Consider the following 15,301-nt stretch of genomic DNA (forward strand, 5'->3'; position numbering starts at 1 on the left):
TGCCTTCTTTCCTAGTTTTATTAGGAGAGAGTGATGAATAATAAGATGGATTATCAAAGGGAGCTTGAGCGAATACGCGAACATTTCGGTTATGATTTTATGGCACTTGCTCTGGTTGAACCGGCCGAATATCAATACGTCATTAAATGGAAAAACGCCGCTGGCAATTTGAATGATCGATTTAAGCGGATTGTACTGCAATCTGGAAAGGGTATAGCAGGAGTCGTGTTTAAAACCGGGAAATCTATCTTTATTCCATCTGTTCATCAATTTGTTGGGGCAGACAACCTGTTTAACTATCCAATCGTTCAATCCGAGAAGCTCAAGAGTCTCGGCGCTGTACCCCTGTGGAATGATGCTCGCGTCGCGGGTGTACTGCTGGGTGGATTTCGAGAAGAACAGCTGATGACCGAAGCTATGATGCGTGATTTGGAAACCTTGGCACATAGGGGAATTGGAGAGTTGAACGGGAAGGAAGTGATCTGAATTGACATTGTCTATAGGGACAGACTCTTTGAGTGCGCTAATGGTGAAGATGTTTGAGAACAGTACAGAAGCTATCTTCTTTTTTGATAGGGAAGGGAAAACCCTAGCCATGAACCCGGCGGCTGAGGAGATTGTAGACGATGACGTTCTCATTCAACTCTATGAAGGACAGGACAGGGCCTTATGTGGAACATGCAGAGGCTATACAAGCGACACAGAGCCCCGCACCTGCCTTGACTGTTATTTCAATGTGCCTGAATCCAACAATTTTGCTTCTTTTCAGGTTTATCTGGAGACGAAAAGCAATGGAATGGTTCCCTATGCAGCTTCTTTTCATACGATTGATTCTACAAATGGAATCCGGGTGCTGATGCTGAGAGATTTGACCCCGCAATTTCAGACGCAGGAGAAATTGTATCAGAACAAAATGATGAAACATGTTATTGAAGCACAGGAAAACGAGCGTAAACGGCTTTCCAGAGAGCTGCACGACAGCGTCGCCCAGGAATTGATGAGCGCGGTTGTTGAACTACGGGTATTAAAATACATGACGAATGATGAGCAGCTCATTAAAAACATGAAACAAACAGAAGCATCCATGACACGCTTGCTGGATGATATCCGCAACCTGTCTGTGGATCTTCGTCCTGCTACCCTTGATGATTTTGGACTTGAGGCGGCATTCCGTTCCCACTTTAAGCGGGTCGAGCAAAGTTTTGGTCTAGTGGTTGAGTTCGTATCTGATCTTCCCCAGAAGCGGTATGGAAGCGAAAAAGAAACAGTCATTTATCGCGTCTGTCAGGAGGCTGTGCTCAATGCGTTGAAGTATGCCCAGGTGGATACCGTTAAAGTTACTTTGTCGGAGCACGAACACGCGCTTCGTTTGACTGTAGAGGATAATGGGATTGGCTTTGATAAGGGGGGCAAGCCTATTGGGACAGGACTAGGCTTGTATGGTATGCAGGAGCGAGCAGAACTGGTAGGTGGAAGTTTTGGCGTCCTTTCGAATGTTGGCCAAGGAACCAAAGTCTTTTTACAAATTCCGATTGGACACGAGGAGGAATAGAAACTTGATCAAAATTGTATTAGCGGATGATCATGCCATTGTACGAAGCGGATTTTCCATGATTCTCAACTTCCAATCGGATATGGAGGTTGTCGGAACGGCTGCGGACGGGATTGAAGCGTATACTATGGTAGCCAAACATCAGCCGGATATTCTAATTATGGACCTCAGCATGCCTCCAGGCGAAAGTGGTTTGATCGCCACAGGCAAGATTAAAGAGGACCACCCTGACACTAAAATTCTGATACTGACCATGCATGACGACGAAGAATATCTATTTCATATTTTGAAGAATGGTGCTTCAGGGTACGTTTTGAAAAATGCACCAGATGAGGAGCTATTGCTTGCCATACGAACCATTCATGGGGGCGGGACTTATATCCATCCTAAAATGGCCACTTCTCTCGTGCGTGAGTTCATTAAGAAAGACACAACATCACAAACCGAAGATCCGTATGAGATTCTGTCCAAGCGCGAGCTGGAGATTCTCCCTTTGGTTGCAAAGGGATACGGTAACAAGGAAGTTGCCGAAAAGCTGTTCATTTCTGTCAAAACCGTGGAAGCGAATAAAGCTAAAATCATGGAGAAGTTGAACTTAAAAAGCCGGCCTGAGCTGGTCCAATATGCTTTAAAGAAAAAAATGCTGGATTTCTAGTTTATGAAGAAGATTATTTTTAATCCAATAATATATCTACAATGAATCAAGCAGCTTCTTACGAGAAGCGGCTTTTTTATTTTCAGGGACTCCCCTGACCGGGAAAGGGGAGTCCCCTATATTCGAAAGGAACGGCTAGCGGCTACAATGGGAACAGAAAAATACAAATCAAACATTCGACAGAATAAAGTTGAAAAGGTGAGTTAAATGATTAGAAAAATGCAGTTGCCGCTACAAACATTGAACCTGATTCTTGGATTCATGGTGTGGGTCATCATTTCTTCCCTCATGCCGTTCATTACGGAGGATATTGCGATTCCACCCGGAAAACTGGCCATGGTTACGGCGATTCCGGTCGTGCTTGGATCGATTCTGCGCATTCCGCTTGGTTATTATGCCAATATTTTCGGGGCGAGAATCGTTTTCCTCGTTAGCTTTGTTTTGCTTTTGTTTCCGGTCTACTATATCAGTGAAGCTTCGACGATGACGGATTTAATTATCGGTGGCTTGTTCCTTGGGATTGGGGGAGCGGTGTTCTCAGTTGGAGTGACTTCACTGCCCAAGTATTATCCGAAAGAAAGACATGGCTTTGTCAACGGGATGTATGGTGTGGGCAACCTGGGGACAGCGGTAACGACTTTCTCCGCTCCCATTGTAGCGACACAGGTAGGATGGGCACTTACAGTCAAACTGTACCTTATCCTATTGCTTGTTTTTATCGTTTTGAATTTCTTCTTTGGGGACCGTCATGAAGCTAAAGTCAAGACCCCCATTATGGAGCAAATCAAAGGGGTTTACAAAAATGAAAAGCTTTGGTTTTTCTCGCTCTTTTATTTTATTACGTTTGGCTCATTTGTAGCGTTCACGGTGTATCTACCGAATTTTCTCGTATCGAATTTCGAACTGGATAAAGTGGATGCAGGGATGCGTACAGCAGGCTTTATCGCGATTGCTACATTCTTCCGCCCGATCGGTGGCTGGCTGGCGGATCGTTTTCAGCCCTTGTTCCTGCTGGTAGGTACGTTTGCTGTATATACGGTCGCTGCGATTCTTTTGGCTTTTTCCCCAGACATCACCCTGTATACCGTAGGGTGCTTGGCTATCGCTGTGAGTGCGGGAATCGGGAACGGTGTCATTTTCAAGCTAGTTCCATTTTATTTTAATAAACAGGCAGGCATAGTGAACGGAATTGTATCCATGATGGGTGGCCTGGGTGGCTTTTTCCCTCCGATCTTGTTATCGACGATTCATGCGGCTACTGGCCAATATTCCATTGGGTTCATGTTACTCTCCCAAGTGGCACTGGCTAGCCTGATTCTCGTCATATGGCTATATTATCAAGGACGTTTCCCCGTAACTGCCGAGCAGAACCGCTTTGAGAAACAAAAGGAACTTCAGCAGTAAAGCATTAAGAGTGGAGAAATTATAAAGACACCTTTAACGTTTCTAGCGAGAGCCACAGGAAAAAGCACAAAGTTAACGATCGCTCTTCAACGTTAGGGGGACATTGTGATGAAGGAACGTTATTCAAGACAGATCTTATTTAGACCCATCGGCAGTGAAGGACAACGTAATCTGTCTGAAGCTGTTGTTACCATTATCGGCTGCGGGGCACTAGGCTCCGCCATCGCTGAAACATTAGTAAGAGCGGGCGTCGGAGAGATTCACCTGGTTGACCGTGATTATGTGGAGACGTCGAATCTGCAACGCCAGCAGTTATTCACGGAGCAGGATGCTGCACAAATGCTCCCCAAGGTAACGGCTGCTGAAAAAAGGTTAAAGGCGATACGAGAAGACGTACGCTTGTATACCTATCTCGACAGCTTGGATGCCGGGCTTGCTCAAGAGCTTGCTGGTAAAAGCACATTGCTGATGGATGCAACGGATAATTTTGAAACCCGGCTGCTTATAAACGATGCTGCACGAAAGGCTGAAATTCCATGGATTTACGGCGCCTGTGTTGGAAGCACAGGCGTTGTTTTTCCGTTCGTGCCGGGCAAGTCAGCTTGTTTTCGTTGCCTACTGCCATCGCTGCCGGCAATCAATCAGACCTGCGATACGGCTGGAATCATCTCGCCCGCAGTTCAAGTGACGGCTGCTCTCCAAAGTGCAGAAGCCATGAAGTGGCTGAGCGGTAAACATGATAAAATGCGCAGCAAGGTTCATTTATTTGATCTATGGGAAAATACGCAGATGGACATAGGGATTTCCCGCATCCGCAATCAGAATTGTCCGACCTGTGGAGAACATCCTGTGTTTCCTGCACTGACCGCATCCCGTCGCTCGGCGTATGCTTCGCTGTGCGGACGGGATGTAGTGCAGGTTCTTCCAGACCCTCATCGTCCGATTACGTTGGACGATGCAGAGAAAATGGGCAGGCTTATGGCGGAACGTGTAAAAAGGACCCCTTATTTCGTTGAATTTTATGCCTTTGAGCACCGAATGATTTTATTTAAAAACGGAAGGCTCCTCATTCACGGTATTGGAAGTATTGCCAGAGGTCAAAAGCTATACCATCAGTTGTTCGGTTAAACAAGGGATATAGATCCAGGAAATATAAATAGTGAGCAGAGTTTTCATAGCAGAGTAGCTTGCCAGGTGGCTGGAAGGTGGAAAAGATGAGTGTATTTGAAATCGTGACGGAGCCCATTCTTCCGCAGATTTATGCAGATTATGTCTTAAGACCAGAAGCGGGAGCGGTGACCGTGTTTACAGGGCACGTAAGAGAGTGGACCCAAGGCGTACGGACATTATATCTTGCTTACGAGGCCTATGTGCCTATGGCTGAGAAAAAGCTTGCAGAGATTGGCCACGAAATTGAACAGAAATGGGAAGGGACAAGAGTAGCAATTGCACATCGGATTGGTGAGCTTCAGATCGGTGATATTGCCGTTGTCATCGCTGTTTCTTCACCACACCGCTCGGATGCGTATAAGGCGAATGAATACGCAATCGAACGAATCAAGGAAATCGTTCCGATCTGGAAGCGAGAGATATGGGAAAACGGAACACAATGGATCGGACAACAAAAGAAAAAGCCGGAGGAAATCAGTCATGATTAAGCTGTACTATTTTGCGGGACTCCGTGAAGTAACGGGAAAATTCGAAGAAATGGCAGATTTGGCAGGCCAAACTGTAGGGGAATTATACAGTTGGATCACAGATAAATACCCGGATATGCCGATCAATTCTACACGAATTGCAGTAAACGAGGAGTACGCGTTGCTTACAGATGTACTGCAGGATGGAGATATCGCAGCTTTTATTCCGCCTGTCAGCGGCGGCTAGTGAAAGTGCTTGTCATGTGTCCATGTCCGCAACGTCAAATACAGCTAATGAAAAAAGAAGGTGGTCACATGAGTTCACATCCGCTGAAGGACCCATTGCGGCGTCCGATTCGTGATTTACGTATATCTGTTACGGATCGCTGCAATTTTCGCTGTTCCTACTGTATGCCAAAAGAAATTTTCGGCGACGATTTTGCCTTTCTTCCCAAAAGCGAATGCCTATCGTTTGAAGAGATTCATCGGCTTACGGAGCTCTTTGTAGGCCTTGGGGTCAAAAAAATACGACTCACAGGTGGTGAGCCGTTAATGCGACCGAACCTTCCCGACCTTGTCTCTAGTATTTTGTCTATCAGTGGAGTTGAGGATATAGGGTTGACCACAAATGGTTTGCTACTAGGGCAACAGGCGCAACACCTCTATGACGCGGGACTGCGACGGCTTAATGTCAGTGTAGACGCTCTGAACCCCGAGCTATTTGGGCAGATGAATGGACGGGGCATTAAGCCTGCGTTTATATTGAAGCAGATCGATTTTGCAAGAGAAATCGGTTTTGAGATTAAGGTCAATATGGTGGTTCAAAAAGGTGTTAATGATTCTGAGATTTTGCCGATGGCTGCTTATTTTAAGGACCAGGGAATAACTCTTCGTTTTATTGAATTTATGGATGTAGGTAACGATACCGGATGGAGCTTCAAAAAGGTAGTAACAAAAGAAGAAATTATGGAGCGACTTAAGAATGAGTACGAGTTGGAGCCGGTAGATCAGAATTACTTTGGAGAAGTGGCAAAACGTTACCGTTATAAAGACAGCGACGCGCAAGTTGGCTTTATTACTTCGGTTTCGGATTCGTTTTGCTCATCCTGCACGCGTGCCCGTTTATCTTCTGATGGTAAGTTTTATACGTGTTTGTTTGCTTCAGACGGATTTGATTTGCGCCAGATGCTTCGTAACGGGGCGAATGATCAGGAATTACTTGATGCGATTACTTCAGTATGGGAACAACGCATAGATCGGTATTCCGATGAACGTACAGAACAGACTACAAACAACAGAAAAAAAATTAACATGTCCTACATTGGCGGCTGACATTTTTATCCTGGTAATGTGCCGTATTCGATGTGGATATTCCCAAAAAGAAAGCGCAAACATTTTTGTTGGCAAAACTTAAATTCGATGTTATTATGATCTTGGGATTGTTACTGAAAAGGCAAAACCCGGGACATGGAACTGGACTTCCATGTGTTGGGTTTTGCCTTTTCTTTTGTATACAGATTTGCAATAACGTAGAAAGGTGAGTGATAGTGTAGGGCTTATTCCTCTTTATGAATGCGCTTTCATTTTAATGGGTTTATAAATCTACACATTATAGTTTGGTTTACAGCGAAAGCTTGATCGGCTATTACCGTCTTGTGACCTATCTGAAATATCGCCCAGCATCTAAATCCTTTTTTAGATTATTGCGGGATCAGGGGGCAGCCAGAATGATCATAACAAAGATATTTAATAATAACGCCATAATAGCCAAAGATTCAAAAAGGCATGAATTTGTTGTTATGGGTCGTGGAATTGCATTCAAAAAGAATGCAGGAGAACAAGTAGAAGAGCATTTAATTGAAAAGGTGTTTGTACTTAAACAAAAAGATGCTTCAGAGAAATTTAAATTACTGTTAGAGGATGTCCCTACAGAATATGTTTCGTTATGCTATGACATCATTGAATATGGAAAGAGCATATTGGAAGCACAGCTGAGCGACTATGTATATGTTTCGCTTACAGATCACATGAACAATGCATTTAAAATGTTTGATGAAGGGTTTAAAAATGCAAATCCGCTCATCTGGGAAATTAAAAAATTTTATCCTAAAGAGTTTGGAGTTGGCTTAAAAGCGCTGGAGTTTATTGAAGACGAAACAGGTAAACGATTGTCTGAAGATGAAGCAGGTAATATAGCTCTTCATTTAATCAATGCTCAAGTCAACAGCTCCTACCATAAAGTAGCGAATGTCGCTCAGCAAACTCAAAAAATACAGGATATCTTAAATATTATTAAATATTCTTACAATATAACTCTGGATGAACACTCGACCAGCTATGAACGATTTATTACACATTTAAGGTTTTTCTTTCAGCGATTAATTCAAAAAGAAAAAAAATTAGCACTGGAAGATGATTTTCTATTAAGGCAAGTGAAAGCAAAGTACAAAAAAGCTTACAACTGTATGCTAAAGATTGAGAAATACTTGGACACGGTATTGTCAGATGAAGAAAAACTGTATATAACGATTCATATTCAGCGCGTAACTCAATGACCAATTGAATAACTCCTTGGATTGTTACTGGTAATGCAGGCGAAACCAACCTAGATCGAATTTGATCTATTTTGGTTTTGCCTTTTTTTATAAATACAAATAAAGGGGCAGTTACAATGAAGTATGAGACATTAGCAAAAGACATCCTCAGAAATGTCGGCGGCAAAGAAAATGTAAATAGTCTAACTCATTGTATTACACGCTTGCGCTTCAAGCTAAAGGATGAAAACAAGGCCAATACAGAGGTTCTGAAAAGTATGGATGGGGTCGTCACTGTGGTAAAAAGCGGGGGACAATACCAAGTTGTGATCGGTAATCATGTGCCCGAGGTTTATGCGGATGTTGCTGCGATAGGCGGCTTCCAGGCAGGTGATTCAGAAGAAACATCAGGTGAAAAAGTCAGTTTGTTCAATAGGTTTATTGATACTATTTCAGGTGTATTTACACCCACGCTGGGTGTCTTGAGTGCCACGGGTATGATTAAGGGTTTTACGGCCTTGTTTGTAGCTATAGGCTGGCTGACTGTTACATCGGGTACCTATCAAATTCTCAATGCTTTAGGAGACTGCTTGTTCTACTTCTTCCCTATTTTCCTGGGGTATACGTCGGCCAAAAAGTTCAATGCCAACATTTTTATAGGTATGGCGATCGGGGCGTCACTTGTTTATCCAACCTTTAGCACGATAACAGCCTCGGGTAAACCGCTATACACTCTATTTAGCGGCACTATATTTGAGTCACCAGTATACATCACCTTCTTAGGTATTCCGGTCATTCTGATGAGCTATGCATCAACTGTTCTTCCGATTATCATATCCACCTATGTAGGCTCAAAAATAGAAAATTTCTTTAAAAAGGTCATCCCTAGCGTAGTGAGAACATTCTTGGTTCCGTTTTTCACTTTGTTAGTTATTGTACCCTTAGCGCTGATTGTGATTGGACCACTCTCGACTTGGGCAGGTCAACTGCTTGGCGCAGCAACGCTCTTTGTGTATAACTTAAGCCCAATTATAGAAGGTATCATCATGGGTGCTTTCTGGCAGGTATTTGTTATTTTTGGACTGCACTGGGGTCTTGTTCCTATCGCTATGAACAACTTGGCGGTGCTCAAATTCGATCCGATCCTTGCTGCGACGCTGGGAGCTTCCTTTGCTCAAACAGGTGTTGTGCTGGCGATTTTGTTCAAAACCAAAAATGTAAAGCTGAGATCCCTTTCCATTCCAGCTATCATCTCCGGGATCTTTGGTGTAACAGAACCAGCGATTTACGGGATTACATTACCACGTAAGAAACCATTCATTTTAAGCTGTATAGCGTCTGCGGTAGGCGGCGGTATTATAGGCATGATGGGAACGAAAGGCTATATCATTGGCGGCTTGGGCATTTTCGCGATTCCGAGCTATATCAGTCCGTCAGGAATAGACAGCGGATTTTATGGGGCTGTTATCGGTATCCTGGTAAGTTTCGTATTAGGCTTCTTGCTTATGTTCTTTGGCGGATTCAAAGATGATGAAGTGAAAGAAACGAAAAAAGAAGCGAGTACAACAGGTGCAGCAAAAGGAGGAGAAGCATTAGTAAGGCAGGAGACGGTAATCAGCCCGTTAATGGGTGACGTAAAACCGTTATCTGAGGTAACTGATGAAGCCTTTTCCACAGGTGCTTTGGGTAAAGGGATTGCCATTGAGCCTTCCGAAGGCAAGGTTGTTTCACCTGTAGATGGTGTATTAACATCCTTATTTTCGTCAGGTCATGCCATCGGAATTACCAGTGATCAGGGCGTGGAGATCCTCATCCATGTAGGCAAGGATACGGTCAAATTAAAAGGCAAACATTTTTATCCCAAAGTAAAACAAGGGGAAGCCGTCAAAAAGGGACAATTGCTCATGGAGTTTGATCTGGAGGCTATCCAAGAGGCTGGTTATGTTCTGACTACTCCTGTAATTGTTGCCAACACTGCTAGTTACTTGGATGTTATTGAAACGGAGAAGAAGACGATTGGTTATAAAGAGGATTTGTTGACGGTCATGGTCTAAGCTACCCATATTTTAGGAGGAATGAACTATGAACAATAATATAACCAAGGAGTTTCCACAAGGATTTTTATGGGGAGGGGCCACGGCTGCTAACCAATTTGAAGGTGGGTATAACGTGGATGGTAAGGGACTAAGCACTGCTGATGTAATAACAGCCGGGACGCATACTATTTCCCGAAGAATTACGCCTGTATTGGAAGAAGGAATGAACTATCCAAGTCACGAGGCTATTGATTTCTACCATCATTATAAAGAGGATATCCGATTATTTGCTGAAATGGGTTTCAAGGTTTTTAGAATGTCCATCGCTTGGTCCAGAATATTTCCTAACGGAGATGATACAGAGCCGAATGAGCAAGGCTTGCAGTTCTATGATCGTGTGTTCGCAGAATTAAAAAAGTACAACATTGAGCCGTTGGTTACGATCTCACATTATGAAGCACCGTTTCATTTAACCCAAAAATATAACGGCTGGTCAGATCGCAGAGTGGTAGATTTTTATGTAAGATATTGTGAAGTTCTTTTTAACAGATACAAAGATGTTGTAAAATACTGGCTCACCTTTAATGAAATCAATATCTTAACCTTGTCTTTTGGGGCGTTCATGGCTGGAGCGATGATGCCAGAGGGGAATGGAGAGCTTGCCCATGCTACAGTGAAGGATGAGCAGGTCCTGTATCAAGCTTTGCATCATCAATTTGTAGCCAGTGCAAAGGCAGTAAAGCTGGGGCATGAAATCAATAAGGATTTTAAAATTGGCTGTATGATTGCTTATATGTGTTCATACCCACTTACCTGTAACCCCGATGATGTTTTGCTCGCTCAACAAAAGGATAACTTGAATAATTTCCTATGTTCAGATGTTCAAGTAAGAGGTGCTTATCCCGGATTTGCCAAACGATATTTTAAAGAACATAATATCCAAATTACGATGCAGGACAATGATGAGGATGTCTTAAAAGAAGGTGGCGTAGATTTCTATACCTTCAGTTATTATTCATCTACTTGTGTCAGTGCAGACCCCAATCAGGAGAAGGTGGGTGGGAATTTATCCATGGGATTAAAGAATCCCTATTTAAAAGCAAGTGCCTGGGACTGGCAAATCGATCCGCAGGGATTGAGATGGTCGCTCAATAACATTTATAACCGATATGAAATTCCGTTAATGGTTGTGGAGAATGGTCTGGGCGCCGTGGATACCGTAGAAGAAGACGGCTCCATTCAGGATGATTATCGAATTGATTATCTGAAGCGACACATTGAGCAAATGAAAGAAGCCATTGCTGATGGAGTAGATTTAATCGGTTATACTCCTTGGGGATGTATTGATCTGGTTAGTGCAGGAACCGGAGAAATGAAAAAACGCTATGGATTCATATATGTGGATAAGGATAATGAAGGGAAAGGGACACTTGCCAGATTCAGAAAGAAGAGTTTCTATTGGTATAAGAACGTGATCGAAACCAATGGAGAACAGTTGGATTAAGCCTTAGTGTGTGTCTTCAAAAAGTGATACAGTCAGCGCGTACCAATCCCATAGGTATGCGCTGTTTGGATTTAAAACGACTTCCCTTCAGTAAACGACGGAGGTTGTATACAATTTAGGGGATCAACATAGTCAATCGTATGTTAATTTTACTAAACACATGGGGTGAAAATGTCGAAATAAAGGGTAGGGTGGATAACAAAATATAAGGAAGTGGATACATATTATGAATCAAGTAGAAGCTGTTTTGTCTGCCATGCCGTTTATTAGAGAAGCTGCACGACATGATGTTTTAATATCTGTAATGGATAAAGAAAAATTTCTATTCTTTCAGTCGGGGAAAAGTTTAGTCTATGATTTCAAGGCAGGCGACCCTCTCCCTGATGTACACAAGAACTTCAAAATGCTAGTAGGCGGAGAAAAGACCCGAGTTCGCTATGATGCCGAAGTTTTCGGGTTTGCTGCTGATTCTTACTTTCATCCGATAAAGAATGAACAGAATGAGATTGAGGCAGTAATGTGCATCACCTATAGTATGGATAATCAGGATCAACTTAAGAAGTTGATGAGCCAAGCAGAGGATGTTACAAGCAAGCTAGTGGAAGGGATTCAGCATGTAGCAGCCCATTCGGAGGAGCTTAGTGCGACAGCCGAGGAAATTTTAAGCAATACGAAAAAGGCGGTTGAGGACTCTGGTAATGTGACTGAGGTGGCTGGCTACATCAAGGAAATTTCAGAGCAGACAAACTTGCTTGGACTAAATGCAGCCATTGAAGCTGCTCGGGTGGGTGAGGCAGGAGCAGGATTTGGGGTTGTTGCCGCAGAAATCCGCAAGATGTCTACGGGCACCAAGGAAGCCACTGGGCGAATCGAGCAATCCTTGCAAGCTGTCAGACAATCGGTTTATAGTATGGAACAAGAGATTACGCAGATTACTGTATCTTCCCAAGAGCAGGCCAAGCTTGTGTCGGAGTTCATGAATATTATTGATCAATTAAATGATACCAACCAAGGCTTGAGAGGTTTAATAGAGAAAATCACGAATGATGTGGATGTAAAATAAAGATTGGAAGAAGTCTCGGTCTGTGAATTGTGCATTCCGTCATGGAAATGTGATCACAGGGCGAGACTTTTTTAAGTTTATTAAATCATTTGGAGTGGATACATATATGAATTTGAATGGGTTGAATGAACAGAGTTACACAGAACTAGAGGATTATTGGGTGCGTGTATTTCTAAATTTAGTACAAGATCAGGATAAAGAGAACTGGGTGATTCCTTATTACAACACATCCTTTTCTAATGGTCAGAAAGTTATGGATATGAACCCCATTTTTTCGGCTAAATCGAAAATAAGTCATAAATCCATCAGAATCATTCATGAAACGGTTAATGAGGGGGATGATGTTCACTATTGGTTAGATACGAATGGGAAAAACGAATTAGTTATTATTTGTTCCCCATCACAGCAACATGTGCACAAGGTAAAGGGGATCATTAAACGCTGGATTTATGAATGAGATCCATTATCCATAATCAAATCTTTTCCGATATAATAGGGAAGAGAAGCCATAGAACAGATACTACCTCAGAGAGGTGATTTACAATGACCGTTGATATTCTCCGACGTAATAATGTAAAAGTGTTGGGTACAGGCAGCCAGACGATTGTATTTGCTCACGGCTTTGGATGCGATCAGGATATGTGGCGTTATATCGTCCCTAGCTTTATCGACAACTACCAAATCGTCTTATTTGATTACGTTGGTTCTGGAGATTCCCAAATAAAATACTATGATTCCCAAAAATACAGTGACTTGCAAGGATATGCCCAAGATGTGCTGGATATTATGGAAGCGTTAGAATTACGGAATACCATATTCGTCGGACACTCCGTTAGCAGCATGATCGGAATGCTCGCATCCATCCGAAGCCCTCAATATTTTGAACGCATTGTCATGCTCGGTCCTTCTCCACGCTATGTGAATGACCTGCCTTCTTATTATGGAGGTTTCGATAAGAGTGATATTGATGAATTACTGGATATGATGCAAATGAACTTTATTGGCTGGGCTAGTTACATGGCGCCCATTGCTATGCAAAATCCCGAGCGAGGGGACTTAACCGAAGAGTTGGAAAAGGCATTTTGCTCCAGAGATCCTCATATTGCACGGCAATTCGCAGAGGTTACATTTTTTTCAGATTGCCGTGTCGATCTTCAGCATGCTTCGGTTCCTACGCTTATTCTCCAGTGCTCTGATGATAGTATTGCTCCAATTGAGGTAGGGGATTATTTGCATACCCATCTTAGAAATAGCAGACTTCAGCAGATGAGAGCAAAGGGGCATTATCCTCATTTAAGCCAACCAGGAGAAACGAGCGATTTAATCAAAGAATATTTAGCCAGTGTGTAATATTGAAAGAAAGGCAGTCGTGCAATGGATATTCAATTAGATAAAGCTCCCTGTGGATACTTTTCAATTTCGGACGCTGGGATCATTCAATCGGTAAATCAAACTTTATTGGACATGCTTCTTTATGAACGCGATCAATTGCTCGGGCGGCCGATTGAAACGACAATGTCTGTTACGAACAAGCTATTTTTTCATACTTATTTTTATCCCTACATCCAGTTGTACGGGCATGTTGATGAGATGTACTTCTCGTTTCGCACAAGTGATCGACAGGATGTGCCTGTACTTCTAAACGGGATTCGGCAGGAACGCAATGGAGAAGCTGTTATTGATTGTGTAGTGCTTATGATGCGTAAGCGGATTGAATATGAGAAAGATATACTACAGACCAAAACCAAGCTTCAGGAATTATATCAGGCGACGAATGAAGCAAACCAGAAGCTTGAACGGTTGCACGAAGAATATGAAATCAAACAGCAGGAACTAGTGCGGATCAATCACCAGCTAGAAACGATGGCGTCAACCGACCCGTTAACTGGGCTTAAAAATAGAAGATATTTTCAAGATCAATTACAAATCAGCCTAGCCTCCTTTCAAGAGACCGGAATACCTTTCTCGTTGCTGATCATTGATATTGATCGTTTCAAAAGCATTAATGATACTTATGGTCATCCGGTGGGCGACCTGGTGCTCACTAATCTGGCTGAGTTACTACAATCCATGTCACGGGAGATAGACATTGTCGCTCGTTATGGTGGCGAGGAGTTTGTCATTATTCTTCCGGGCAACGATCAAGAGGAAGCCATTCGTACGGCAGAAAGATATCGTTCCATGACGGCCTCAAGGGATTGGGGAGAATACAGCATTACTGTGAGTATCGGTGTGGCAACGGTTACGCAAGCGGATACGGAACAATCGATAGTTCATCAAGCGGATTTGGCACTGTATGCTTCTAAGAGTGGCGGGAGAAACCAGGTCACGCATTCAGCAAGTCTCGTAAAGAGATAGATAGAGGCTTCATTAACTATATGAAGAGCTGGAGGATAAAATGGGCGAAGCGTACAAGCTGGACTGTGATATCTGTGCTTATACTGAGAACATATTTGTCGGGTTTGGTTTATTGTATATGCGTTTGGAATCCATTGCTTCGTTTGTACAGGATGCTGCCCTTAAACGGCGTATTGAGGAATTCATAGGCAACCCTTCGACGAGATATGATGCTTATGACGCTCTGTATGTGTGCCCGGTCTGTCAGGCCATCCGCAATGAATTGTTTATTGAGATGGAATCGGACTCATCACAGTATAAAATTTCTTATGCTTGTCCTAGATGCGCGAGTGTTATGCAGCAGGAACACATTGAAAACAATGTGCCGGTTCATTTGAGCTGCCCAGCATGTGAGAAGGGTAAATTGAAGGCAACGTTTTATATGGATTGGGATTAATAGATTCCCCGAATATCTCCACAGCATACTCCAATAAGCCTGGTCAAACCAGTCAAATTCAGCTAATATTAATGATAACGATTCTCATTTGTGGTATCAGAATGAATGAAAACCTTTGAGGT

Annotated in this window: 16 protein-coding genes; all 16 read left to right on the forward strand. The window is 43.0% G+C overall.

The features are described 5' to 3' along the window. Positions 1-33 precede the first annotated feature (33 nt). The 16 genes from G7035_RS15850 (at position 34) to G7035_RS15925 (ending at position 15,179) form a co-directional block, all read left to right on the forward strand. Entirely contained in the window at positions 34-486 is a 453-nt protein-coding gene (locus tag G7035_RS15850) for a GAF domain-containing protein (RefSeq protein WP_016821790.1), read from the forward strand. A 1-nt stretch (position 487) separates the two neighbouring features. Beyond that, on the forward strand, positions 488-1,552 hold the full coding sequence (locus tag G7035_RS15855) for a PAS domain-containing sensor histidine kinase (RefSeq protein ID WP_017426863.1): 1,065 nt from the start codon (positions 488-490) through the stop codon (positions 1,550-1,552). 7 nt (positions 1,553-1,559) lie between these two features. Beyond that, positions 1,560-2,207 (forward strand): response regulator transcription factor, encoded by a 648-nt coding sequence (locus tag G7035_RS15860; RefSeq protein ID WP_038978085.1) that lies wholly within the window; start codon positions 1,560-1,562, stop codon positions 2,205-2,207. A 207-nt stretch (positions 2,208-2,414) separates the two neighbouring features. Then, on the forward strand, positions 2,415-3,611 hold the full coding sequence (locus G7035_RS15865) for a nitrate/nitrite transporter (protein ID WP_017426864.1): 1,197 nt from the start codon (positions 2,415-2,417) through the stop codon (positions 3,609-3,611). 108 nt (positions 3,612-3,719) lie between these two features. Next, positions 3,720-4,739, forward strand: a complete 1,020-nt coding sequence (locus tag G7035_RS15870; protein WP_019688190.1) for a ThiF family adenylyltransferase — start codon at positions 3,720-3,722, stop codon at positions 4,737-4,739. A gap of 86 nt (positions 4,740-4,825) precedes the next feature. Continuing rightward, entirely contained in the window at positions 4,826-5,269 is a 444-nt protein-coding gene (locus G7035_RS15875; RefSeq protein ID WP_026065414.1) for a molybdenum cofactor biosynthesis protein MoaE, read from the forward strand. Continuing rightward, the gene (locus G7035_RS15880; protein WP_016821782.1) at positions 5,262-5,495 is read left to right on the forward strand and encodes a MoaD/ThiS family protein; all 234 of its coding nucleotides are present in this window, start codon (positions 5,262-5,264) and stop codon (positions 5,493-5,495) included. The genes G7035_RS15875 and G7035_RS15880 overlap by 8 nt, the downstream gene beginning before the upstream one ends. A 68-nt stretch (positions 5,496-5,563) precedes the next feature. Then, complete coding sequence (gene moaA, locus G7035_RS15885) at positions 5,564-6,580, forward strand: GTP 3',8-cyclase MoaA (RefSeq protein WP_019688189.1); 1,017 nt, start codon at positions 5,564-5,566, stop codon at positions 6,578-6,580. Positions 6,581-6,975: 395 nt separating this feature from the next. Continuing rightward, positions 6,976-7,803: a BglG family transcription antiterminator LicT gene (gene licT / locus G7035_RS15890; protein WP_019688188.1), complete on the forward strand. Its 828-nt coding sequence runs from the start codon at positions 6,976-6,978 to the stop codon at positions 7,801-7,803. A 116-nt stretch (positions 7,804-7,919) separates the two neighbouring features. Next, the gene (locus G7035_RS15895; protein ID WP_019688187.1) at positions 7,920-9,836 is read left to right on the forward strand and encodes a beta-glucoside-specific PTS transporter subunit IIABC; all 1,917 of its coding nucleotides are present in this window, start codon (positions 7,920-7,922) and stop codon (positions 9,834-9,836) included. A gap of 28 nt (positions 9,837-9,864) precedes the next feature. After that, positions 9,865-11,322, forward strand: a complete 1,458-nt coding sequence (locus G7035_RS15900; RefSeq protein ID WP_019688186.1) for a glycoside hydrolase family 1 protein — start codon at positions 9,865-9,867, stop codon at positions 11,320-11,322. A gap of 226 nt (positions 11,323-11,548) precedes the next feature. Beyond that, entirely contained in the window at positions 11,549-12,385 is an 837-nt protein-coding gene (locus tag G7035_RS15905) for a methyl-accepting chemotaxis protein (RefSeq protein ID WP_016821777.1), read from the forward strand. Between the two features lie 106 nt (positions 12,386-12,491). Continuing rightward, positions 12,492-12,842 carry a hypothetical protein gene (locus G7035_RS15910; RefSeq protein ID WP_206704146.1) on the forward strand — a complete coding sequence of 117 codons (351 nt, stop codon included), beginning with the start codon at positions 12,492-12,494 and terminating at the stop codon, positions 12,840-12,842. Between the two features lie 86 nt (positions 12,843-12,928). Further along, positions 12,929-13,735: an alpha/beta fold hydrolase gene (locus G7035_RS15915; RefSeq protein ID WP_019688184.1), complete on the forward strand. Its 807-nt coding sequence runs from the start codon at positions 12,929-12,931 to the stop codon at positions 13,733-13,735. Positions 13,736-13,759: 24 nt separating this feature from the next. Further along, positions 13,760-14,743 carry a sensor domain-containing diguanylate cyclase gene (locus tag G7035_RS15920; protein ID WP_019688183.1) on the forward strand — a complete coding sequence of 328 codons (984 nt, stop codon included), beginning with the start codon at positions 13,760-13,762 and terminating at the stop codon, positions 14,741-14,743. A gap of 40 nt (positions 14,744-14,783) precedes the next feature. Next, the gene (locus G7035_RS15925; protein ID WP_019688182.1) at positions 14,784-15,179 is read left to right on the forward strand and encodes a hypothetical protein; all 396 of its coding nucleotides are present in this window, start codon (positions 14,784-14,786) and stop codon (positions 15,177-15,179) included. The last annotated feature ends 122 nt before the right edge of the window (positions 15,180-15,301 follow it).

It is taken from the genome of Paenibacillus polymyxa, from assembly GCF_015710975.1.
In the GTDB taxonomy this organism is placed as follows: Bacteria; Bacillota; Bacilli; order Paenibacillales; family Paenibacillaceae; genus Paenibacillus; species Paenibacillus polymyxa.

Excerpts from the sequence above, each read along its gene's own strand:
- G7035_RS15850 (WP_016821790.1), top strand. The coding sequence starts at position 34 with ATGAATAATAAGATGGATTATCAAAGGGAGCTTGAGCGAATACGCGAA.
- G7035_RS15865 (WP_017426864.1), top strand. The coding sequence starts at position 2,415 with ATGATTAGAAAAATGCAGTTGCCGCTACAAACATTGAACCTGATTCTT.
- G7035_RS15870 (WP_019688190.1), top strand. The coding sequence starts at position 3,720 with ATGAAGGAACGTTATTCAAGACAGATCTTATTTAGACCCATCGGCAGT.
- G7035_RS15875 (WP_026065414.1), top strand. The coding sequence starts at position 4,826 with ATGAGTGTATTTGAAATCGTGACGGAGCCCATTCTTCCGCAGATTTAT.
- G7035_RS15880 (WP_016821782.1), top strand. The coding sequence starts at position 5,262 with ATGATTAAGCTGTACTATTTTGCGGGACTCCGTGAAGTAACGGGAAAA.
- moaA (WP_019688189.1), top strand. The coding sequence starts at position 5,564 with ATGAGTTCACATCCGCTGAAGGACCCATTGCGGCGTCCGATTCGTGAT.
- licT (WP_019688188.1), top strand. The coding sequence starts at position 6,976 with ATGATCATAACAAAGATATTTAATAATAACGCCATAATAGCCAAAGAT.
- G7035_RS15895 (WP_019688187.1), top strand. The coding sequence starts at position 7,920 with ATGAAGTATGAGACATTAGCAAAAGACATCCTCAGAAATGTCGGCGGC.
- G7035_RS15900 (WP_019688186.1), top strand. The coding sequence starts at position 9,865 with ATGAACAATAATATAACCAAGGAGTTTCCACAAGGATTTTTATGGGGA.
- G7035_RS15905 (WP_016821777.1), top strand. The coding sequence starts at position 11,549 with ATGAATCAAGTAGAAGCTGTTTTGTCTGCCATGCCGTTTATTAGAGAA.
- G7035_RS15910 (WP_206704146.1), top strand. The coding sequence starts at position 12,492 with ATGAATTTGAATGGGTTGAATGAACAGAGTTACACAGAACTAGAGGAT.
- G7035_RS15915 (WP_019688184.1), top strand. The coding sequence starts at position 12,929 with ATGACCGTTGATATTCTCCGACGTAATAATGTAAAAGTGTTGGGTACA.
- G7035_RS15920 (WP_019688183.1), top strand. The coding sequence starts at position 13,760 with ATGGATATTCAATTAGATAAAGCTCCCTGTGGATACTTTTCAATTTCG.
- G7035_RS15925 (WP_019688182.1), top strand. The coding sequence starts at position 14,784 with ATGGGCGAAGCGTACAAGCTGGACTGTGATATCTGTGCTTATACTGAG.